Below are 17,100 nucleotides of genomic sequence, written 5' to 3' on the forward strand. Positions count from 1 at the left end.
CAGTTGAAAATAGATTTTGAAGAGGTGCGATTGAACAAGCAGGCTGATTCAAAGGACTAATTTCTATGCCAATCGCAAGAGATACAAGGTGTAGTGTCGCTCGATATCTTTTAATGTGGCTAAATCATTCTTTTATTGCGTTGTCGGTGGCCCATTAACAGGTGCCAACATCGAGATCTTTTGCTGACCTCCCTATGAATTTGAAAAGGGGAAGACGACATTTTTGGTACTTGAGTTTTTAGGAGGTCGGGCTATGATTTTCTGAGCTGCTTGAAAGATCGCGTCTAGCGGGCGGCCGATAAAGGTTGGTTGGTCGTACTCGGTGGAGCTTGAATAGTTGAGCCTGCCCATTTGGCGTTGGAAGCGGTTTATTGCACTTAGTGGGTCACTATTGATTCAAGGGAGAATTGGCCCGATTTCAAGATTTGAGTAGATGTGCGATTGTATCGATGGTGTCGACTATAACGTCTGTTTCGCTCAATAGTACGGCAATTGGTGAGTCGATCTTTGCGAGGTCCTTCCTGTTTCTCCTTGTTTTTTCTAGGTCGCTAAACAGCGCGATTTGAATGGACCTGAGGTCGGGGAAGACGACTGTGGCTGCGTTTTGATCTCTTATGCGCGCGATAATTATCCCAAGTGCTTCATCTATTGCGTTCGCGAGTTCCAAAAGGGTAGGGAGATTGAGATCTGAATTGGGAGCGCTGACGCGTAGCGCCAGAGAACTCCATGCGAGCTGATCTGCACCAGAGATGATACTCGCTGCGATATTTGGTTGGATCTGAGCTGGTTTTTTTGGTTCGAAGAGCCAGCGCTCCATAGAGGCATCTGCATTGGATCGGGACAGTCGTGCCTCTAGTCGAGCGCTTTGAATCGCTCCTCGATCTTCATCCGAGGCCCTTTGCCAGTAATTTAGGACCCGTTGAAGGTATATTCCGTGGCTGGATAGAACAGTTGCTAACATTTCAGGGACGAAATCGCGCTCCCAGGTGGGAAAGACGAGATAGACAATTATTGCTATCACAACGCCTCCGAGGGTGTAAAGCGCTCTTTCGCCAGCGAGTGCCGTGTCCGGCTGCCCTGTAAAAGATAAAAGAGAAACGATCAGTGCTCCCATTAATCCGCTAAATAGCGTATAATTTGCGCCAAGTACACTAACTGAAAGTGCATATAGAATCACTGATATGAGGGCTAGCTCACTAGGTGATGGCGAAGTGAGCGCAATCAAAAGGGTTAGTAAAGTCACCCCCAGAACCGTTCCTAGACTTCTTGAAATACCATAGGTGACAGTTGTATAGAAGTCAGATTTTAGAACGAGTGCTAGCGTAACTATTAACCAATAGCCATGACCAATTGGGGAGATGTGAGAAAGCGACTGCGCTATTACTAATGCTCCGGCGAGACGGACGCCATGTCTCAGTGGGCCAGATGTCGGTGTTAAATTGGCACGCAGAGTGGAGAGTGAGGATAAGAGGGAGACGGTACTAGCTCTTAGCCATCGAGGGCTGGGCGAAGTTGGTGCTTTTCCGACAGGGCTATAGGGGATCAAGGTCATTCCAGAGGCTGCTTTGGCCAATCTTACAGAACGCCTAACTTGGCCGGTAAGCGAGTTCGCGATTCTGATGGATTCGCTAATTTGAGCGTTTAGCCAGGGTTGTTGACTTGCAGCCAGAGACTCGTCTAGCTTTTCCATGATTCTTCCGATTCGCCCACGAGGTAATTCTGGTGATCGAGCCTGGGCAATCGCACCTGAGATCACAGAGAGAATGGAGCCAACAATTTCTAGAAGTTCACCCACCAGGGCTGAAGCGGCTTCGCCCTCGAGGTCATCTAACCTTATTCGAGCACGGGCCAGACTTGTGAGCTCGGTTCGAAGGCGATCTGTTACATCTGCTAGTTGTCGATAGGCTGCCATCTCTGATCGCCCACCAAAGGGCTTGGGATCAGTTAGGATCGCTCGAATATCGGTTGAGAGTTGCAGTCTGTTCATTGTAATTGGTGTAGCACCAAGATCGCTGGAGTATTTTGATAACGAGTTGAAGACATCAGACAATGCTTTTCGTTCTACCGGAAAGCGCGAAACTGGCCAAATAATTGCGACAAGGACCGCCTGAAGAACTCCACCAGAAAAGATCCATAACGATTGCATTAGGGCGGCTTTTGGAGTTAGCACAATTTGGCTAAAGAGGGCGAAGCCGACAATTGATTGTACGCCAACGGTGGTCGCGCTTGCACCAAGTGCACTAAGTAGTCCTGCTAGAAGACCCAGTAAAGCAATAACCAAGAGGTCGATACCTACAGTTCGACCAATTGTCGAACCTAGGAATGCAACTATTGCCATACCCAGACTTACTGCAAGCATTACGTTAATTCGACTGCGGTAGGTGCCTTGCAGCGAGGCCATTCCGGCAATTAGTGCGCCAATAGCCATTGTTACGCCGCCAAGCACATGTTTAGTTAATATTGCGACGGCCAGTGGAATAGCCATCCCAACTGCTGCTCTAAGTCCAGTTCCTGGTGAGAACTTGCTCGAGTCGAATCTTCTAATCTCGTTTACAATAGAAATGCTGCCGCTCCTTTGGCTGGATCAATAACTGTCCGTGGTGATGAGCTCGGGTTTGGGCTGTTAGTCGCATTTGTAATTTTAATTTCACAGCGTTGTTTTGGCAGCCAACGATTTGATTAATTGATTTGTCGATACTCAGAATGGGGTAAGTATTATGGTAAAAATGCTACCATTGGCATAATCTTTAAACGACGTGATGGATATATGCTCGGCAACATCGAGAGATTACCAGTATAAGCATTTAGCCAGTTTAGGATTTCCACTGCTCTAAATCTGCTCTCGAAGGGTTGTCACTCAGCGTAGAATTCGGCAGGACCTTTTGGAGGCAATGTCTCGAATGCCATAGCGGTCGTACTTGTCCCTTTGGATTTGACACTCCTGCTAGTGACCCCATAATGAGCAAGCACGCTTTGGCCCTGTAATAGAGATTGCGATTGCAAAGCAGGCATCTCGAGACAAAGTGGAGATATGTTATCGTTCCCTTAGACACCTTCGCCCTCCCGTTGACTTCATTGTCTGGCTTCGAGGAGGTAGCAAGTTCGGGAGTTGACGAGAAATTGTGCCATCTTACCCAACCATCGTACCCTAGGAGCAGGCAAATCTCACTCGGGAAGATCTGAAGCATAAGAGGCTCTAAGGTGATGATAATCGTTATGACACATAGGATCAATTCCTTGCCAAAGATATCCAACGCCGAGGTGATTGAGGCTCTCGGGGCAATTTGAATAGTCGTTTTGATAGCTGCGTCTTTGTCTCTTAGATGTCATGTGAGCGGGATTCACCGGGTAAATCAGCTATGATGTTGTCTGACGCGCCTGTAGCTTAACGGATAGAGCATCTGACTTCGGATCAGACGGTTGGGGGTTCGAATCCCTCCGGGCGCGCAATTCGTCCCTTATTAAGGTTTCTTCACTTTGTTTTAGTGAATCTTTTCCCGTTGTCGCAATGATTTAGATGAGTCTCCCCGCTGCAACAATGAATAATGAGGGTTAGCCTTCTGAGAAGAGTGAAATGTTGTCGGTGAGATCCAGTTTCCGCTCCCTCGTGCTCTTCGGGTGCTCTTAAGTTAGTTCTGCGCGGTTTTATTCAGGTTTGGGATAACCTTTCTAGCTTTCTCAATACTTGATTTGCTAGGGTTACTTCTCCAGTTGAAGTAGTTGCTTGCACTCCGGTTGTGCGAGACGGATAGTCCTTTCAGCTATGTCTTGTGAGCCGTATTTGTTTGATAGACATTTAGGGACGCAAGGTAAGTTGTGTGAATCACAGTTCCTATATAATGAATGTTCAAGGTTAGACGTAGTTTCCAGTTTGCTTTTCAATTTCATTCGACTAAGCAACGGCTACCGCGACCGCTGTTCCTTCTCGTAGGCCATATCCGTCGTTGGTATTTGTAATTTCCTATCTTCTTCCTGTTCGGAGCGATCCTCATTTAGCGATGGATCATCGATGAATATGGCCGTGACTTGTTTCAAAAGGAGGATCGGTAGTCTGTGATTTTTACATAATTCACCCCATGATTGGTTAGCGTTATCGCATTACCTCGGTGAAATCGTAATGATTATTGCGGGGATATTTCGATTTGTAATTTTTTATGTATCGCGAAAAGATAGATTCTTCCAAATGGCTGTAGTTCGTTGGGCATTCTACTCGCATGGGGGGCACAAATAACGTTGTCCGGTCCTGTCCCACGATGCCCTGTGCTGCGTTCACGACTATCGAAGATTGCTTTCACCATCCAATGACGCGGTAATTTTTGGACCGAAAGCGCGCAGAATTTGAGTATCAAATTTGGTTGGTCCGGTTCATGGATGTACTGAGACTTTGAGTTACTCCAAGATGGACAAGGTTCATGGCTTGGGTTGAAACTTCCATTTAGAAGAGATCAATGTGACATTAGGTGCAATATTTATCTTTGGAATACGTTTATTCTTCCTTTGGAGAGAGCCATTGGCAATTTTATCTATGGCTGGAAGAGATAAAATTACGTAGAAATTTAGTGGACTCGCCCGCATACAGTCCATGGATAAGCTTTTAAGGTTCTATAACCTTAATTGTTTTTGGTGTTTGCCTGGACCCGGTAGTAAATGATAACTTCAAATCTAAATTGATTCTCACACGTCGTTCACTGTCTCTTACTGTTAGGGCGAGCATAATGAGAGTGGCTAGGAAATTTGCTAGTCGAATCTTTTGAGGATCGATTCGTCTTTGTGGCCTAGACCCCTGTGTGGATAGAGGTTTGATAAATGAAAGATATGAAAAACGGACAAGCGCCCAGAGCGCACGGCTTTAATCGGCTTGGAAGCTCCATGAAGCGACGGCCATTTGTTTTTCTAGTAGGTGGAGCTGCTTTAGGAGCAGTTGGCCTTTTTGCGGGACCAACCATTGGGATACAGCTCGCTTCTTCGACAGCTACAACTGTCGGAACTTCTTCGCTAACTCCCAATGTCGCCGCCGACCAAGCTGCAACTAACTGGGCTAATACCAATGCTCCTGGGACAGGGCAGGTCGTTATTGTAAAGACCGAGTCAGATACCGAAGGGGCATTAAACACACCGGTCTTTGATGTGAAATTGATTGCGGCCAACGCAAACACATATTCAATTACCGTTCAGGCATCCAACGATGCTATATTGTCGGCGCATCTGGCTGAAAATTCGATATCGCCAACTAGCTCTACAGTTGCGCCAACTAGCTCTACAGTTGCGCCAACTAGCTCTACAGTTGCGCCAACTAGCTCTACAGTTGCGCCAACTAGCTCTACAGTTGCGCCAACTAGCTCTACAGTTGCGCCAACTAGCTCTACAGTTGCGCCAACTAGCTCTACAGTTGCGCCAACTAGCTCTACAGTTGCGCCAAGTTTGCTATCTACAATTTCGGGAGCGGACCAGGCAGCGACAAGTTGGGTAAATGCTAACGCACCAGGTGCAGGATCTGTTCAAATTATAAAAACTGAGCCGGATACCGAAGGCTCATCACATATACCTGTTTTTGATGTCAATGTAATTGGTGGGAATGGGCACGAATATGCCGTTACCGTAGCACAAGCCAATGATGCTGTGATCAACGCACATCTCACAGAGAGTCAACCTAAGGTTTTTACATCTGTAGATAAGAGCAAGACCTCTAGTAGTGATCACTGATTATTTTGGTTCCATGACTGAATCAAAGCGTTATCCTTGCGGGGCAGAGCTTTAGCTCGACAATTCAAGTGGACTAAGAGAGCCCAAGGACCGGTCGTGATCGGTTCCTTGAGCTCTCTTTTTTAACAGAGGATATATTCGGAGCCTCTGTTTCGTGGCGTGACCGTGGCAAAGAAGCTCATCTGAAGGTCGATTCGAGGTCTCAGAAAATTCGATCAAAGTATTTTAAGACGATGCTCTTCGAAGATGATCGGCGAAGTAAATGGTGCGGATAAAAGCACAATCTGGCGAACCCTGAGGTGACAAACCTTGAAGATGAGTGATAATCTTGTATGAAGCCGTTAGTATAAAATCCGGAATCCTTGGCGAATGAGAAGAATTGTTCGGAAGCCGCAAGTGGGCTTCATCGTGAATAACGTATGATTGTGGATAAAGTAGGAATCTACTCAAATCTTAAGTCAAATCTGCCCGATGAACTGGGGTTAATCTTTGGCATGAGCGATTCTAGGCTCTAAAATCGCGTACGGCGTCACCAGCAATTGTGACCACGTTTCTGCAGAATTACCACCGTTTGCCAAAGATAGAACGTCGTCTAACCCAGTTGGATCCGGTCTGGGTGATTGCTTATGTAGAAAATTACGCGATCAAAAAACATTCGTCGCTAATTTTCACCTCGACTTTCTGCCACCGACCACCTCGACATATTTGCGTAGTGCGTCGATCTGCAGGCGTTTGATGTCGCCATGGTCGATCGGTGAGACGCGATATGGGCAATCCCAGAAGCCTCACGTAGCTCGCGAGGATACGACCGGACTTCCTCTAGCATTCGTTTTTGTGAGCGTCCCGTCAACCGCAAGGTTGACGGGACGCCTTGCGGGTAGGTTTTGCAAACTGATATCACCTCTTCCAACTTCTCGATTTATCTCCCGCCACAAGTAGAACTATATGTCTTTTGAGCTTGAAGCCGAAGAGAATCCTCAACTCGCAAATGATCCCTAGAGTCCGGCCTTACCTCTCGCATGCCCTTTTGATATGGTGTTTTTACGGTATCGACCAATGGGCTTTCAAGCTTTTGGTCTCGACCACACAGTAGCAATCACCGGTTTTCAAATGTTCCATTCAAGGTAGTTGAGCCAGGATCTCACGAATTTGAGATTCACTTCCCAGATGTGGTTAGTCCGCAACGTATAGGGTTTAGAAGCCAAGGGTTTTTAGGATTTGTCAAATAAAGTGGCGCTTCTGTGAAGATTCGATAGCAACCGTTAGGCGCGATACTCGTCCCTCCCTAGGAGCTAATAAGTTTAGGTATGAGCGCGAGCAGAAATAGAGATGGCGCGTCTAACAGGGGGAATGTTTTTAGTTAGATTACGAGTGGAGGTGAGCGGACTCGAACCGCCGACTTCTACGATGCGAACGTAGCGCTCTTCCAACTGAGCTACACCCCCGTTATTTACTTATTTAGCTTAGTAGTAACCAACTTTAAGAGGATCCCCTTTTTGGAGTTGGCCCTCTAGCTCAAAGTAGCTAACATCCTCATTTAGTGCCTGTCTTGACAGATATGGAGCTCTTTGCGGACTATCTTCACGTGGCGAGCGAGGAGCCGGCGACGGATATTGAAGTTGGGCGTTCTGCCGGCGATAATGGGATCCTTTGCGGTTTCGCTTGATTGAAAGTAGAGCCAAGATGTAAACGATTACCAGTGCCAAGACTCCGACAAATCCTAAAAGTGCAAAAAATGAGGCAGAAATTACAAGAGCTAGGGTCATCAATAGCAGTGCTGTCAAGAGTGCGAAAAGCGTACGAGTTCTTCGCTCAACTGCGGTGATCGGATGATTTCTCACGGTTGAGTCAGTGGCGCTTTGTGTCAGGACCCTATGAGGCTGATGATTATGGCTATGAAGGTGGGTTTGTCGCATGTAAAGGGTGTGAGTCGTGGAATAATTATCTTCACCGTTATGCAGTGTTGAGGTCCTGCCAAGTACTAGCAATTGTTCGTGAAATTGTGATACTGAGGTTACGACGCCTCTATTATGCACTTTTACAGCGCTAATTGTAACTAGGGCAATAAACCACCCTGAAAGTACCAAAATAATATTCATTTTCAGCCTTTTAGGAATTCCTCGTTAACCTAATAAATTACACTAGTGTAATTTATTAGGTTTGTCCATCTCTATTTTGGAATTAGCCTTTAATTGACGTTAAAAAAGCGGATCTGCGAGCTTATCGTGGCCGGGTCGTTTCCAGGTTCCAGATTTCCCGCCCACCTTCTCCCAAAGAGCGAGATCTGTTATGGTCATCGATCGATCTATGGACTTGCACATGTCATAGATCGTTAGCGCAGCGATAGAACACGCCGTCATGGCCTCCATCTCAACTCCGGTTCGATCGATCGTCTCAACCTGGGCCTCAACCTCTACGAAGTCGTCTCCAATAAGAAAGTTTACGTAGATGGACCCTACCAAGAGTGGATGACAAAGGGGTATTAGGTCCGAAGTTCGTTTTGCTGCTTGAATCCCGGCGATTCGTGCCGCACCGAGCACGTCACCCTTATTTATTGCGTTACTGGCAACTTTAGCCGTTGTCTCAGCCTCCATCACAACCCGGCAGCGCGCAACCGCTCGTCGGTGTGTTGGCTCCTTGGGTGTGACGTCTACCATGCGAGCGCGTCCAAGTGGGTCTAGATGGGTCAATCCGGAGTCTGTCATAGGGGTTAAGCCTAGATCGTATTTTTGCACTGTGATGCCTTAGCGCGATCTTTGCGCGATTTTATCCCCCGATTTGGCTCATTGAACGATTGGGACGTAAGAAGTTGACGTTGCCGATCTGGTGCCCTGCCCATTTGAGACCCACAGCTCGTTCCATTTCCGCAGCCAATTCGTCGTCACTGCCTCCGCGTCGCATGATCTCACGAAGATCGTATTCCTCGATAGCAAAGAGACAAGTTCGAAACTGTCCTTCGGCTGTAATGCGAACTCTGTCGCAACTCTCACAAAATGGTTCTGTTACAGTTGGGATTACCCCAAACTCGTGGTTGGTATCTCCTAAGCGATATCGGCTAGCAGGGTCTGAACCGTTGTTTATCTTTGTCAATGAGTATTTGCTAGCTATAATGTCGACTATCTCATCGGAGGGCACTACCTTATTTTCAGACCAAGCGTCGTCTGCATCAAGAGGCATAAATTCAATGAAGCGTGGTGTGACACCCAGATCTACTCCAAATTCGATGAAATCAAGTATTTCGTCGTCATTAATTCCCCTCATTACTACCACGTTTAGTTTTACGGGATCGAATCCAACGGCTTTTGCAGCTTGAATTCCACCTATTACTTTTAGTAGCTGGTCGCGTCGGGTAACTTGAGCGAATTTTTTCCGGTCCAAAGTGTCAAGGGATATATTGATTCTGTTCAACCCAGCTTTTTTTAGATCTTCAGCCAAAGTGGAGAGTGTGGCCCCATTGGTCGTCATTGCGATATCGACTGGTTTTGAAGTAAGCGGATTTCGCAAGGACGAAAGCTTTTCCACAAGGAGTGGAAGTTGTGCGCGAACTGTCGGTTCTCCGCCTGTCAAGCGGATCCCGTCGAAGCCGTATCTTTCGACTCCAATTCGTGCAATTCTAACGATCTCTTCGAAGGTGAGCACATCTTCTCGACGTACCCACTGCATCCCCTCGGCAGGCATACAGTAGAGGCACCTAAAGTTGCATCGATCGGTAATTGAAATTCTTAGATCTTTTACGACCCTTCCGAATGAGTCCACCAAAGCTTTTTCCTGCATAGTATTCAAAGCCTATCACTATGGTTGGAATTCGGAGTGTGTTTGGTTGGTTCTGGCACTATTCGCATAACACTCTGAAATGCTCCAATGAGCCCTTTTAATTTCTTGTAAAGTGTGTTAATCTTCTCATGACATGCTTACACCCGAGGAACTCGCCACTATTGAAGCATTCATGGCGAAGACTGAAAACATCGACGAATATAAGCGGGCGCTGGCAGTTCTCACCCTTGAAGATGGGAGTCCCCTCAACAGGACAGGCCTCTCTGTCAAGCATGTACAGCGAATTCGACGGTCATTCCGCGGCGTTGGCACTGAGGCATTCAAGGACAAGCGCCATAACAACGCTCCGGTACTTCTCTCAAAGTCTCAAAGAGATGAAGTGGCAATCATGCTCACGACTACAACTCCCAATGACCACGGCTATAGCAGTTCCCCGTTTTGGTCAACACGGATCCTGGCTACAGTACTCAAGCGCAGATACGGTGTTCTCTATGCCTCTAGGACTAGCTATTACGTTCTGTTTCGGGAAAGTAAGTTCAGCTTCCATCTGCCGGGCAAACAGTACGAGAAGGCTGATCCACAAGCGGTAGCTGAATGGAAAGACGAGCAGCAAGAACGTCTGAAAGAGGCATTCTCTGATCCAGATACGGTGATTCTCTGTGAAGACGAGATGGTTCTCACTCAGGCGACAACTACTCAGAAAGTGTGGATACCGAAAGGAACCACACCAGCTGTAATTGAGACCAATGGAACCAGAATGAACCGGAGCATCTATAGGTTTTTGAACCTCAAGACAGGCAAGGAGCATGCATTTGCAACAGAGCGCCAGACTATGCATGAAACAGCGGCCATACTGCTGGCGATCCGCAAGATCTACCCAAGAGAGAAGATTCTGCTTATATGGGATGGGGCAGGATGGCACAGAGGGAGCGTCGCTCAAGAGGCAATTAGGGAGCATCACATCGAAGCAGTCCATTTCCCTCCGTATTCTCCGCAACTCAATCCCCAGGAACACGTTTGGAAGCAAGGGCGCTCTGCTGTAACCCACAATCGCTTCATTCCCAAGATTGAACCAGTCACAAAGGAATTAGTCGACTATCTCAACACGACGACATTCCCATACTCTTTGCTTGATTTCAAGGAGCAAGTCATAGTGTGAGCTCTATAGATGTAACTTTCGTTTCTCTTTGAGGGTTCTATTTGAGTTGAATGTGTCGTTTCTCTAAAGAGCACTAAGAGGTAATACTTCGACCTCTTGGTCTTTGAGGAATCCATCTCCGTCTTCGACGATGATAAGAGAATTTGCTTTCGACATCTCATGGAGCATGTGTGAACCTTGTTTGTCAAGAGGCTTTACTGCTAGGGCTCCACTGTTATTTACATGTAGATTCGAACGTACAAAGTGTCTTTTACCGTCAGGGGTTCGCTTGTAAGCGCCGGTGGCTTTTGCTAAAACTGGCCGAGGGAGCGGCTCTAGATCTCCTTGCATCTTTCGAAGCGCGGGTTTGACCAATAGCTCGAAGCTGACTAACGCGGAGACGGGGTTGCCGGGTAAACCGAAGAATGGAGTGTTGTCGATTTTTCCAAACGCAAAGGGCTTGGCTGGTCGTATCGCGATTTGCATCCACTGAGCTTTTCCATTTGACAGTTCGTTTAAGATTGCTTTGGTGTAGTCGAAATCTCCTACACTGACGCCGCCAGAGGTTATTATGACGTCTACCTCTTTGGCTGCGTCTAAAAATGCCTTGCGTAGATCCTCTGGTCTATCTTTCACGATTCCTAGATCGAGGACGTTGGCGCCGCTTGAGGATGCAATTGCAAGTAGGGAATGACGATTTGAATCTCGTATCTTTCCGTAGGTTAGGGCCTGTCCGACCTCGGCGAGTTCGTCTCCGGTCGAGATCACGCCAATTTTGATTCGGCGAAAGGCTGGCACTTTCGCAAATCCCACAGATGCTAATACACCTATATGAGCTGGGGTTAATCGGGTATTTGATTCAAAGAGCCGAGTTCCAATTGCTATGTCTGAACCTTTGCGTCGTATGTTGTCACCCGGCGCAATTCGACAAGAAATAGTCGCCATAATATCGCTAGCAACGACATCTTCTATCATTACCACGGCCGAACAATTTGATGGTATTGGTGCGCCCGTCATGATTCGAACGCATGTACCCGGGGCAATCTCTACCTTGTCTGGGCTACCGGCGGCAATGGTGGCTGCGATTCTTACCTCGATGCTCCCTGAGAGGTTTAGACGATCTATCTCCTCTGATCTAATGGCTATTCCGTCGACTGCTGTGTTGTCAAATGGGGGAATTTCTTCCATGGCCTCAAGCGAACCCGAGGTAATGAGTCCGTTTGCTTCGTCGATAGGAATTGCCATTGCCCGTGAGGTATCAATATTTGACAATACGTACTGCTGTGCCTGTGTTAAGGGGATCATTCTCTTTGAACCTAACTAGATATTTCCTTTTATATACCTACGTTAGATTCAAAATGGAAATTTAAGGCGAGTGCGTACAGGCTAAAGAAGTGCGGTCACTCTTAATGGTCTCCATGGTGGCGATCCGATCTTGGGAATCTGGGCGCCAGGGGTTTCACTTGGATGATTGCGCCTTGGTTGGGGTGGTGACTAAGGCCAAAAATTGATCCCAAGCCTATTTAGCCGATGCCCGTATGGGGGAGTTTGCAAGGGTGATTTTACCCGAGGCGTGATCTGTTGGTTGATGAATCTTTATTGTAGGTTTGCCGGTACTTCTTTAATCTCTTTGTGGCCACGATGAGATTTTGAGTAGTTGTTGAGACTGTGCTTTGAGTATCTTGGCGAATTGGTAGTAGATTCGACGGCACTTGTAACTAGAAGGCTTGAGTTTCGATTTTTGCAAGATTTGCCCTAAAGATCTGACTCAGAATAAGTTTGTTGGGTTTTATGGTTACGGGTAGGGCGTCGGTTGAGAATCAATATTTAGACGGTTTACTTAAAATAATTGCTTCTGACGGATTTTCGGTTCTACAGGATATTTGTGGAATCATGCATAGCAATTACCATATCAGCTATAGTATCGGTGGCTAAATCAGACAGAACTTATATGAGTTTGCGATCTAGATCAATCTTTATATCGAGCAGGTCTTGGCACATTTCACGTAATTTTGGATCATTGGCAACCACGTTTGCAAGAATTTCTCTGAATGGACCCGAGAGGTCGCTGCGATCTAGTGCAGTTTCGACCGTTGCCCTCAGGTAATCCAATTTATTTCCGATGTCGTATCGTTTTTCCGAGGTGATGAGGCCATAGATTGCCTGCCATCCAAGAAGAATTTGAATTGCATCAGTTAATTGGATTTCACCAGCAAAGCCCGGATTTGTCTCTGAAAGCGCATCGAAGATTTCCGGAGTGAATATATATCTTCCAGTAACCGCTAGGTTGCTAGGTGCATCCTCTACGGTAGGTTTTTCAACTATTTTTGATATTCTAGCAAAATTTGGAGTCACGAATTCAGGCACAGCGCATCCATAAAGACGTATGTCGGCTTTTGGTACCTCGCGAAGGGCAATTACAGAACGACCGTTTCGATAAAATTGTGACAGCATGTCAGGTAATAGGGTAGAGTCCGACGCTGCAATATCATCAGCCAAAAGAACGACAAAGGGCTCGCTTCCAACGTGAGCTTTAGCAGCTAGTACTGCATGTCCGAGACCTCGTGGATCCCCTTGTCGAACATAGTGAATCTCGGCTAGGTGGTTGATTTTACGAATTTCCGCCAGTTCTTTAGTTCTGTTGCCTTCTTCTAGGTAGTACTCAAGCTCAAATGATCGATCAAAATGATCTTCGATCGATCGTTTTGATCTGCCGGTAACAATTAGGATGTCGTCTAAACCTGCTGCGAGTGCCTCTTCGACTACGTATTGTATTGAGGGCTTGTCGACTACGGGAAGCATTTCTTTAGGTTGAGCTTTGGTCGCCGGAAGAAATCTTGTGCCGAGGCCAGCGGCTGGTATCACGGCTTTGCGAACTTGTTTCAATTTGAGTATTACCTCTCCCCTGGTGAGGTAGCCTCCGGGTTGTCGGTTGGGTCGCATTTTGACAACCCGGCGACTATAGCTATTGATTATATAATCTTAATCCTTAAAATGCAATTGCTAGTGTGAGATTTGTAGAATTAGAAGACTCCAATCCTAGATTTATCTATTCTTTAGATTAGCTTTAAGGCGGGGAGAATCACCATAGGATGCCCAATAAAGACGGCGCTTTTAACCTTTTGATCGCGATGATCTGACTTTGACTACTTTTGAAGTGGGTTAATCTTTTTAGTGCAGAGGTTTCGCGTCAGTTGCAATCTTTCCGGCACCGAAGAGATTTTGTTCTATCACTTTGTTTTATCGTCGAAGTCATGCGTACGAACTTAAGGCCAAACCATACTAAAATTAGCACTCAGATATATTGAGTGCTAATCGTGAAAGACCTTTAGATTTAGGAGTAAAAGTGCCAAAGTATGAATACCTCTGCAAGTCTTGTGGCAATAACTTCGAGGTGACTCAATCCTTTACGGACGATTCCTTGACGGTGTGTGAGATTTGTGGCGGAGAACTTCGCAAGGTTTTTGGAAGCATAGGAATTGCCTTCAAGGGAAGTGGATTCTACCGAAACGATTCCAAATCCACTTCGAGTTCTATTAGACCGCCCGCTTCAACTGGTGAAGCTACTCCAGCTGCGCCAACCACATCAGAGTCGGCGGCTCCAGCAGCGACAACAGAGAAGAAGTCGGCACCGGAAAGTTCGCCGGCGCCTGCCTCTCCATCTAACGCGTCCTAACCACCAAGTATTACTCTGGGACCACGACCCCAAGATATGTAGTGCCAACTCCAATTGAGTAATACCGACAGGCGATTGCGGACGCCCAATAGGGTCAAAAGGTGTAGAGCTAACCATGCGAGCCATGCGGTAGATCCCGTGAGTTTCATTCCATTCGTTAGTTCGGCGACTGCTGCATTTCTTCCAATAGTGGCCATCGTCCCTTTGTTGCGATAGACAAACTGTGTGGTCGGCATTGAAGTGATTAAGGCCTGGATCATCTTGGCAACGTGCGTGCCTGTCTGTATTGCGGGCTGAGCTAGTTGCGGAACTAGGCTTCCGTCTGACTCTAGGGTTGCAGCTATGTCGCCAACCGCGAAGATATTTTCATGGCCTACGACCCTAAGGTCATCGCCAACCTCAAAGCGCCCTTGTCTGCCTTGGGGCAGCCCTAAATCTGAGAACTGTTTTGAAACCCCAACACCTGCACTCCAGATGACCAGTCGAGAGTCGATGAATTCGCCGTTGGCAAGGTGAACTCCAGCATCGGTTACGCTTTTCACTTCAGTGTTGAGGCGGACTTCGACGCCACGACCTTTCAGCTCAGCTGAGGCGTACTTTGAGAGCTCTGGCGAGAAGGCGCCTAGGAGTCGCTCTCTAGCTTCAATTAGGATCACTCGAGCTTGGGCGGGATCTAGCGATGGATAGTCTGTTCTAAATGCGCGCAGCTTCAATTCGGCAAGGGCACCTGCCATCTCGACGCCGGTCGCACCTCCACCAATGACGATTGTGGTCATTGCATTTCCTTTGATGCCCTGGGATGCTGCCCGTTCAAAGAGAGAGAAGACTTTGTTTCGCACCGCGAGCGCTTCGTCGAGGGTGTAGATGCCGTGGCAGTGCTCTTCTGCGCCGGGAATTCCGAAGAAGTTTGTAGTTGCCCCCATCGCTAAAACAAGAAAGTCATAGGGTACCCGCGCTCCGTCCACTAGGGAAATTTCGTTTGCAGCACTGTCAATACCCGCCAACATCCCTTGTCGAAAGGTTACGCCTTTTTGTTTTCTTAGAAGAGTCCTGATAGGAAATGCTACATCTCCCGGATTTAGGCCAGCGGTCGCGACTTGGTATAGTAGCGGTTGAAATGTGGCAAAGTTGTGCTTGTCTATTAAAGTAATCTCTACATCTTGGTGGGCCAGAGCCGACATTGTGGCTAGTCCACCAAATCCAGCTCCAACAATTACAACGCGTGTCATATCTGAATCCTTTGTGATTGTTCCTAGGTTGAAAGGGCTAAATATTTGAAGTTGGCGTAATTTTGGATGATTCCCAGAGATGTCTAGAAGTTGACCTCTTGTTATTTTACTTGGAATTTGAGACTTGCTTTGTCGAATTGACCAACGGAAATATTTAATTAATACGAATAATCCAATTAAATTCATCGAGCATGGATGGCTATCCCATGAAAGGCACCATCCTGATGGCTCTTATGGCTCTATTGACATAGATGTGGGTCCAAGGTACCACTAAAGCAAGTGATAATCCCAGTACACATCTAGTGTCCTTAGTCATAAATTCATTTAACTAAGGAATTAATCCCTATTTTTAGTGTTTTACCTATACAGAGGTACATTTCACTACACTTAGGAGAGTAATGGAAAAGAAGATTGGTCGACCGGCATTCAAGGTTGTTCTTTCAGACAACGATAGAAAGTTTCTAGAGGGCGTACTTCGTGCTACTACCTCGCCTCAGTCTCATGTAACTCGTGCCAAGATTGCCCTTGGAGCAGCTGATGGCCTTAGCCAGGATGAGATCATTGAATTGTCCAGTGTCTCAGGCTTTACTGTCTCTAAGTAGAGGAAGAGATTCTCTCTCTTTGGGTATCGGTTCTATCTGATGCTCCACGAAGTGGAACCCCAAGTGACTATTCCGATTCTCTGGACCACTATTGGCAGAATTTTTGGACTATAGCACCAGTATCTTTGGACCAGACTTTCCTGATCCCTCAAACCTATTTCTAAGTTACCTCAATTCTGGTGGACGTCAGGCTAGAAGGTCCCTTAATTAATGCCTAAATGGCTCGTTTTCTGATATTTATTTGTCCATAGTCCTCCCGCTGTTGGATTAGAAAGTTGTCTTTTACTTTTCTGAGGATTACGGACCACTCTAAGCCAGGAGTAGCACAAAGGGTAACTGGTTCCTAAACTACGTATTGGAATCAAACCCCTTTAGTTCGAATTCAATGGAGCTAAAAACATAACTTTCAGATCCAATTACGGGACTGCTTATTTCTTTGGATCCAAAGAAACGCTCGAGGGGAGTTCTTGAATTCTAAGCAACCATTTTGAGTAAATGCGTTGCTGTCGAATACGCCAAAACGGTTATTTCGCAATGACCCCTGTGGTAAAGGACTGGTAAAGAGTTTTGGAATACTCAGGTGTCCAAAAAAGCGGCTAATCACGTCATCAACCACAACACCGCCAGGCTTATAGTTGGTGATGTGAGGGGTATCGAGAAAGATACCAAAGTAAAACGGCGCATAAGTCGCCATGGCCGCCAACAACTATCCCAGTGGTCAAGAGGAGTACAGGAGCGATATCTGCAAGAAAAGACCAAGCTAGAGATAGAACACCTAAACGAGTCTTACTCTAGCCAAACCTGTCCAGCGTGTTCAAGGCGCAACCGACCATGAGGTCGGCACTACCGATGCAAGAACCCTAACTGTGGGTTCAGCTGTCATCGAGACGCCCTAGGAGCAATAAATATTCTCCAGAAGGCGATATACAACGAGTACTCTCCAATTGGACTAGATACAACAATCCGAGTCACGTATCT

The 17,100-nt window shown here is 46.7% G+C and carries 11 protein-coding genes and 2 tRNA genes; 5 read left to right on the plus strand and 8 right to left on the minus strand.

Annotated elements, in window-relative coordinates; genetic code table 11:
- Positions 1–418: 418 nt before the first annotated feature.
- Entirely contained in the window at positions 419–2,485 is a 2,067-nt protein-coding gene (locus ACIDITHRIX25_RS82640; protein ID WP_052604906.1) for an FUSC family protein, read from the minus strand.
- Positions 2,486–3,374: 889 nt separating this feature from the next.
- Between ACIDITHRIX25_RS82640 and ACIDITHRIX25_RS82645 the strand changes: the two genes are divergently transcribed.
- Together ACIDITHRIX25_RS82645 and ACIDITHRIX25_RS82650 are read left to right on the plus strand one after the other, a co-directional pair.
- Positions 3,375–3,447: transfer RNA gene (locus ACIDITHRIX25_RS82645), tRNA-Arg, on the plus strand.
- Between the two features lie 1,359 nt (positions 3,448–4,806).
- Positions 4,807–5,703, plus strand: a complete 897-nt coding sequence (locus ACIDITHRIX25_RS82650; protein WP_201731891.1) for a hypothetical protein — start codon at positions 4,807–4,809, stop codon at positions 5,701–5,703.
- A gap of 1,372 nt (positions 5,704–7,075) precedes the next feature.
- On the opposite strand, the gene ACIDITHRIX25_RS82655 is transcribed toward ACIDITHRIX25_RS82650, so the two are convergent.
- The 4 genes from ACIDITHRIX25_RS82655 to moaA form a co-directional block, all read right to left on the minus strand.
- Positions 7,076–7,148: transfer RNA gene (locus tag ACIDITHRIX25_RS82655), tRNA-Ala, on the minus strand.
- A gap of 18 nt (positions 7,149–7,166) precedes the next feature.
- Entirely contained in the window at positions 7,167–7,802 is a 636-nt protein-coding gene (locus ACIDITHRIX25_RS82660; protein ID WP_052605808.1) for a hypothetical protein, read from the minus strand.
- A 99-nt stretch (positions 7,803–7,901) separates the two neighbouring features.
- Positions 7,902–8,408, minus strand: a complete 507-nt coding sequence (gene moaC / locus ACIDITHRIX25_RS82665) for a cyclic pyranopterin monophosphate synthase MoaC (RefSeq protein WP_052605809.1) — start codon at positions 8,406–8,408, stop codon at positions 7,902–7,904.
- Positions 8,409–8,469: 61 nt separating this feature from the next.
- Positions 8,470–9,477, minus strand: a complete 1,008-nt coding sequence (moaA, locus tag ACIDITHRIX25_RS82670) for a GTP 3',8-cyclase MoaA (RefSeq protein ID WP_052605810.1) — start codon at positions 9,475–9,477, stop codon at positions 8,470–8,472.
- Between the two features lie 133 nt (positions 9,478–9,610).
- Between moaA and ACIDITHRIX25_RS82675 the strand changes: the two genes are divergently transcribed.
- Positions 9,611–10,636 carry an IS630 family transposase gene (locus ACIDITHRIX25_RS82675; protein WP_201731892.1) on the plus strand — a complete coding sequence of 342 codons (1,026 nt, stop codon included), beginning with the start codon at positions 9,611–9,613 and terminating at the stop codon, positions 10,634–10,636.
- 63 nt (positions 10,637–10,699) lie between these two features.
- On the opposite strand, the gene ACIDITHRIX25_RS82680 is transcribed toward ACIDITHRIX25_RS82675, so the two are convergent.
- Positions 10,700–11,920, minus strand: coding sequence for a molybdopterin molybdotransferase MoeA (locus ACIDITHRIX25_RS82680; protein ID WP_201731893.1), 1,221 nt, complete (start codon positions 11,918–11,920; stop codon positions 10,700–10,702).
- Positions 11,921–12,562: 642 nt separating this feature from the next.
- Positions 12,563–13,558: a UTP--glucose-1-phosphate uridylyltransferase GalU gene (gene galU, locus ACIDITHRIX25_RS82685; RefSeq protein WP_201731894.1), complete on the minus strand. Its 996-nt coding sequence runs from the start codon at positions 13,556–13,558 to the stop codon at positions 12,563–12,565.
- A 403-nt stretch (positions 13,559–13,961) separates the two neighbouring features.
- Here galU and ACIDITHRIX25_RS82690 point away from each other — a divergent pair, with 403 nt between their 5' ends.
- Positions 13,962–14,291 carry an FmdB family zinc ribbon protein gene (locus ACIDITHRIX25_RS82690; protein ID WP_201731895.1) on the plus strand — a complete coding sequence of 110 codons (330 nt, stop codon included), beginning with the start codon at positions 13,962–13,964 and terminating at the stop codon, positions 14,289–14,291.
- Here ACIDITHRIX25_RS82690 and ACIDITHRIX25_RS82695 read toward each other — a convergent pair.
- The gene (locus tag ACIDITHRIX25_RS82695) at positions 14,288–15,520 is read right to left on the minus strand and encodes an NAD(P)/FAD-dependent oxidoreductase (protein ID WP_201731896.1); all 1,233 of its coding nucleotides are present in this window, start codon (positions 15,518–15,520) and stop codon (positions 14,288–14,290) included. The genes ACIDITHRIX25_RS82690 and ACIDITHRIX25_RS82695 overlap by 4 nt on opposite strands.
- 398 nt (positions 15,521–15,918) lie before the next feature.
- Between ACIDITHRIX25_RS82695 and ACIDITHRIX25_RS82700 the strand changes: the two genes are divergently transcribed.
- Complete coding sequence (locus tag ACIDITHRIX25_RS82700) at positions 15,919–16,122, plus strand: hypothetical protein (RefSeq protein WP_201731897.1); 204 nt, start codon at positions 15,919–15,921, stop codon at positions 16,120–16,122.
- Positions 16,123–17,100: the final 978 nt, after the last annotated feature.

The sequence above is a fragment of the Acidithrix sp. C25 genome, from assembly GCF_904848545.2.